Source organism: Dietzia sp. DQ11-38-2 (assembly GCF_014145055.1).
Classification (GTDB): domain Bacteria; phylum Actinomycetota; class Actinomycetes; order Mycobacteriales; family Mycobacteriaceae; genus Dietzia.
Genome location: NZ_JAALDW010000141.1, coordinates 1 through 4,864 on the forward strand (window position 1 = coordinate 1; position 4,864 = coordinate 4,864).

General features: G+C 70.1%; 5 protein-coding genes and 1 pseudogene. 5 read left to right on the plus strand and 1 reads right to left on the minus strand.

The features are described from left to right. A pseudogene (locus G6026_RS05520) lies at window positions 1–410 on the plus strand (tRNA (adenosine(37)-N6)-threonylcarbamoyltransferase complex transferase subunit TsaD); the annotation flags it as partial. A gap of 38 nt (window positions 411–448) precedes the next feature. Here the strand turns inward: G6026_RS05520 and G6026_RS05525 are convergent. Beyond that, complete coding sequence (locus G6026_RS05525; RefSeq protein ID WP_159077983.1) at window positions 449–820, minus strand: DUF4190 domain-containing protein; 372 nt, start codon at window positions 818–820, stop codon at window positions 449–451. A 269-nt stretch (window positions 821–1,089) separates the two neighbouring features. Between G6026_RS05525 and groES the strand changes: the two genes are divergently transcribed. The 4 genes from groES to G6026_RS05545 all read left to right on the plus strand — a co-directional run. After that, window positions 1,090–1,377: a co-chaperone GroES gene (gene groES / locus G6026_RS05530; protein ID WP_017837219.1), complete on the plus strand. Its 288-nt coding sequence runs from the start codon at window positions 1,090–1,092 to the stop codon at window positions 1,375–1,377. A 143-nt stretch (window positions 1,378–1,520) separates the two neighbouring features. Next, window positions 1,521–3,143 carry a chaperonin GroEL gene (gene groL / locus G6026_RS05535; RefSeq protein WP_107755867.1) on the plus strand — a complete coding sequence of 541 codons (1,623 nt, stop codon included), beginning with the start codon at window positions 1,521–1,523 and terminating at the stop codon, window positions 3,141–3,143. Window positions 3,144–3,410: 267 nt separating this feature from the next. After that, the gene (locus G6026_RS05540; RefSeq protein WP_107755868.1) at window positions 3,411–3,992 is read left to right on the plus strand and encodes a sigma-70 family RNA polymerase sigma factor; all 582 of its coding nucleotides are present in this window, start codon (window positions 3,411–3,413) and stop codon (window positions 3,990–3,992) included. Next, window positions 3,989–4,864, plus strand: an 876-nt coding sequence (locus G6026_RS05545) for an anti-sigma-D factor RsdA (protein ID WP_241727952.1), incomplete at its 3' end; no start/stop codon positions are given. The genes G6026_RS05540 and G6026_RS05545, both read left to right, overlap by 4 nt.

The window sequence follows — 4,864 nt, forward strand, 5'->3', positions numbered from 1 at the left end:
TCCGCCACGACTTCTCCTTCTCCGGTCTCAAGACCTCGGTCGCGCGTCGGATCGAGGCCGCCGAGCGTGACGGGTCCCAGCTCGAGGTGGCCGACGTCGCCGCGTCCTTCCAGGAGGCGGTGGCGGACGTGCTCACCATGAAGGCGGTGCGGGCCTGCACCGACCTGGGCGTGGGGACCCTGCTCGTCGGCGGCGGTGTGGCGGCGAACTCCCGGCTTCGCGAACTGGCGGCGCAGAGGTGCGCGGCGGCCGGCATCCGCCTGCGGGTACCCCGGCCGCGGTTGTGCACGGACAACGGCGCGATGGTCGTCGCGGTGGCGTCAGCACTCCTCGCCGCCGGCGCCGAGCCCAGTTCCCTGACCGTCGCCGCGGATCCCGGGCTCACGGTCGGGGTGACGCAGGTGGGGTGAGGAGTCCCGCGCCCGGAGGGAACGGGGAGTCGCGCGGGTCAGAAGCCGAGTAGCGCGAAGCCGTACCCGGTGAGCATCATCATGCCGGAGATCAGCAGGGCGATCACGAACAGCCACAGGTATCCCACCGCGAGGGCAGTGAGGGCGAGACCGCGCCCGGCCTGACCGGTCCGACGGATCCTCGCCAGGGCGAGATGGCCGAGTACCACCGACACCAGGGCGAAGACCGGGGGCAGCAGGGGCACGAAGAGTCCGAGGAAGGACCCGAAGACCACGTTTCCCACCGCCACCACGATCGCGGCGAGTGCCGTCCCGTTGACCTCGGCAGGGCCGGCCTCGGAATCGCGTGCGTGGTTGCCCGGATCGCGTCCACCGGGCGCGCCCGCGTCACCGGAGGGGGTACGGGACATGGGCGTCGACTCCTCGCGGGGTGGCGGGACCTCCCGCTGATCGTACGCGGGGGCCGCGCACACGTCCGTGTCCGGAACCTGGTGTGTTGTGTCGTACGGTGTTCGCCCTCGGCGAACTCGGTCGGATCGTGCACCCGGGACACTTGAGTGCTGGCACTCGCACATATAGAGTGCCAATAGGCATGGACCCGGCCGCGTCACCCGCGACGACGCCACCCGGAGCCCCGCCCCCCTGAGCACACCAGCCATCTACACACGGAGGATCCATCGTGGCGATCAAGCCGCTTGAGGACAAGATTCTCGTCGAGGCCACCGCTGCCGAGACCACCACGGCGTCCGGCCTCGTCATCCCGGACACCGCCAAGGAGAAGCCCCAGGAGGGCACCGTCGTCGCGGTCGGCAAGGGCCGCTTCGACGAGGACGGCGACCGCATCCCCATGGACATCAAGGAGGGTGACAAGGTCATCTACTCCAAGTACGGCGGGACCGAGATCAAGTACGAGGGCAAGGAGTACCTGATCCTCTCCTCGCGCGACGTTCTCGCGGTCATCGACTGACGTGAGCTCGTAACCCCCGCCCCGGTGGCGCCGGCCAGTGTCCGGCCCGCCGGGGCGGAGGTGTCTCACCGGTGTCTCGCCGTGGTCTCACGCAGAACGATCCGTCCGTCCCGAACACCCTCTTCCTTCCAGGAGTCCCATCCATGTCCAAGTTGATAGCGTTCGACGAGGAGGCCCGTAAGGGCATGCTCGCCGGTGTCGACCAACTCGCCGACACAGTCAAGGTCACCCTCGGCCCCAAGGGCCGGCACGTTGTGCTGGCCAAGGCGTTCGGTGGTCCGACCGTCACCAACGACGGTGTCTCCATCGCCCGCGAGATCGAGCTCTCCGAGCCGTTCGCGAACCTCGGCGCCCAGCTGGTCAAGAGTGTCGCCACCAAGACCAACGACGTCGCCGGCGACGGTACGACCACCGCGACCGTGCTCGCCCAGGCGCTCATCCGTGAGGGGCTGCGCAACGTGGCCGCCGGGTCCAACCCGATGGCCATGGGCAAGGGCATCGAGAAGGCCTCGGCCGCCGTCGTGGAGTTCCTCAAGTCCGCCGCCACCCCGGTGTCGGGGTCCGAGGGCGTGGCGCAGGTCGCCACGGTGTCCTCGCGTGACCCCGAGGTCGGTCGCATGGTCGCCGAGGCCATGGACGCCGTCGGCGTCAACGGCGTCGTGTCGGTCGAGGAGTCCCAGGGCCTGCACACCGAGGTCTCCGTGACCGAGGGCATCGCCTTCGACAAGGGCTACCTCAGCCCCTACTTCGTCACCGATCCCGACGAGCAGAAGGCCATCTACGAGGACGTCCTGATCCTCCTGCACCGCGAGAAGATCAGCTCCCTCCCGGACCTGCTCCCGCTGCTGGAGAAGGTCGCCGAGACCGGCAAGCCGCTGCTCGTGGTGGCCGAGGACGTCGACGGCGAGGCCCTGTCGACGCTTGTCGTCAACTCGATCCGCAAGACCATCAAGGTCGTCGCGATCAAGGCCCCCTACTTCGGGGACCGGCGCAAGGCCTTCCAGGACGACCTCGCGATCGTCACCAAGGGGCAGGTCGTGAGCCCGGACCTGGGCATGAAGCTGTCCGACTGCGGGCTCGAGGTCCTCGGCCACGCCCGGCGCGTGACCGTCTCCAAGGACGAGACCATCATCGTCGACGGTGACGGCGACCAGGCCGACGTCGACGCCCGGGTGGCGCAGCTGCGCCGCGAAGCCGAGGCCACCGACTCCGACTGGGACCGCGAGAAGCTCGAGGAGCGGATCGCCAAGCTCGCCGGTGGCGTCGCGGTGATCCGGGTCGGCGCGGCCACCGAGACGGAGCTCACCGAGCGCAAGCTCCGTGTCGAGGACGCGGTCAACTCGGCCAAGGCCGCCGTCGAGGAGGGTGTGATCGCCGGTGGTGGTTCCGTGCTCGTCCAGGCGGCCGCCGCGCTCACCCGTCTCTCGGCAGGCATCTCCGACCCCGATGAGGTCGTCGGGGTGAACGTGGTCCGCAAGGCGCTGTCGGCTCCGCTGTTCTGGATCGCCGCCAACGCCGGCGAGGACGGTTCCGTCGTGGTCAGCAAGGTTTCCGACCTCGGGCCGCGGGACGGTTTCAACGCCGCCACCGGCGAGTACGGTGACCTGGTCTCGGCGGGCGTCATCGACCCGGTGAAGGTGACCCACTCCGCCGTCGTCAACGCCTGCTCCGTCGCGCGGATGGTCCTGACCACCGAGACCGCGATCGTGGACAAGCCCGAGGAGGAGGCGCCCGGCGGGCACTCGCACGCCGGTCACTCCCACTGACCTCTCCCACACCGGGCCCCGGCTCCCGCATCCGCGGGACCGGGGCCCGGTCGTCGTGGAACGACCGGGGTGTCGTCCCGCCCGGCTCCGAGGGGTTACGCTGGGCCCTCACCGGATGACCTGCCGCACAGGTGCCGTGGAAGTATCCTGTGCCCACGCCCCGCCGGCCGCCACGGTCCGGACCCGACCCCGCGAGCCCGGCGTGCACCCCGACAGAAAGGCCGTGGCCCGTAGCACACCCGTGTAACGAGAGGCCCCCCTAATTCGATGACAGGTACAGCAGACGAGTTGGAGCTCGCCGTCGCCGCCGCGGTCAGAGGAGACCGCACCGCGGCCACCCGGGTGCTCGAACTCGTTCGTCCCGGGGTGGTGCGGTACTGCCGCTCTCGCGTCGGGGGTGCGGAGAGGGTCAACCTTTCTGCTGACGATGTCGCACAGGAGGTGCTGATCGCGGTGCTCTCGGCTTTGCCCGGGTACCGGGATCAGGGACGTCCCTTCATGGCATTCGTGTACGGGATCGCGGCACACAAGGTCGCGGACGCGCACCGGGGCGCCGCACGGAACAAGTCGGACCCCGTGGAGTACCTGCCGGAGGTGCTCTCGACGGAGACGGGGCCGGAGGATCACATCCTCGACGGCGAGGTGACCAGGGCGATGAGTCGACTCCTGGACACCCTTCCGGAGAAGCAGCGGGAGATCATCCGGCTGCGGGTGGTGGTAGGACTCTCGGCGGAGGAGACCGCGGAGATCGTGGACAGTACGGCCGGAGCCGTACGCGTGGCCCAACACCGGGCGATGAAGCAGCTCCGGGCGAGGATCGAGCAGGACGGAGAGGAGCGATGGCGATGAACGACGACGATGTCGACCCCGGCACCCGGGACGACGCCGCCTCGCTCGACGGGCACGGTCCGGACACAGAGGCGGTGGAGCGCGACGACCTGCTCCTCGACACCCTCGGGGCGGGCGACCGTCCCACCGACGGCGATGCCCTCGCGACGCTGCTCGCCGACTGGCGGGGGGAGATCGACTCCGCACCCCTGCCCGAGTTGCCGAGCGATGAGGAGATCGGGGTCGCACTCGCGCCCAACGTCTCCCGTCTCTGGCCCCGCCGTGGCTGGGCCAGATCCCATGAACACCACCACGGGCAACGGCCCGCGTTGTGGCAGGCGGTGACCGGGGCGGCGGCGGTGGCGGCCGTGATCGTCGGTGGCCTGTCCGTCGCCGCGCACAGTGCCATGCCGGGGGATCCCCTCTGGGGCGTGTCCAAGACGATCTTCGCCGACCGTGCCGGCGAGGTGGAGCTGGTCAGCGACCTGACCGAGCACCTGGCCGCGGCGGATCTGGCGGCTCGCGAAGGGGATCGTGAGCGGGCCGAGCGTCTCCTCGACGAGGTGTCCGGCCGACTGGACGAGGTCTCGGATGCCTCGGAACGCGTCGAGCTGATGAAGCGTCGCGACGCGATCAGGCGCGACCTGAGCAGGATCACGCCGACCTCGGTGCCGTCCCCCGCGCCCGCCCCGGAACCGGCGCCGGCCCCGGCCCCCGCACCCGGTCAGGGTTCCGCCACACTGGTTCCCGGGGTGCCCGTCCCCCTGCCGTCGAACCTCATCGCGCCGCCACCCCCGGGTATGCCGGTCATCCCGTTGCCGCTGGACGGGCTACGGATCTCGACGACGTTGCAGATCCCGATCGACACCCAGCGCATCCAGGACTTCCTGGCG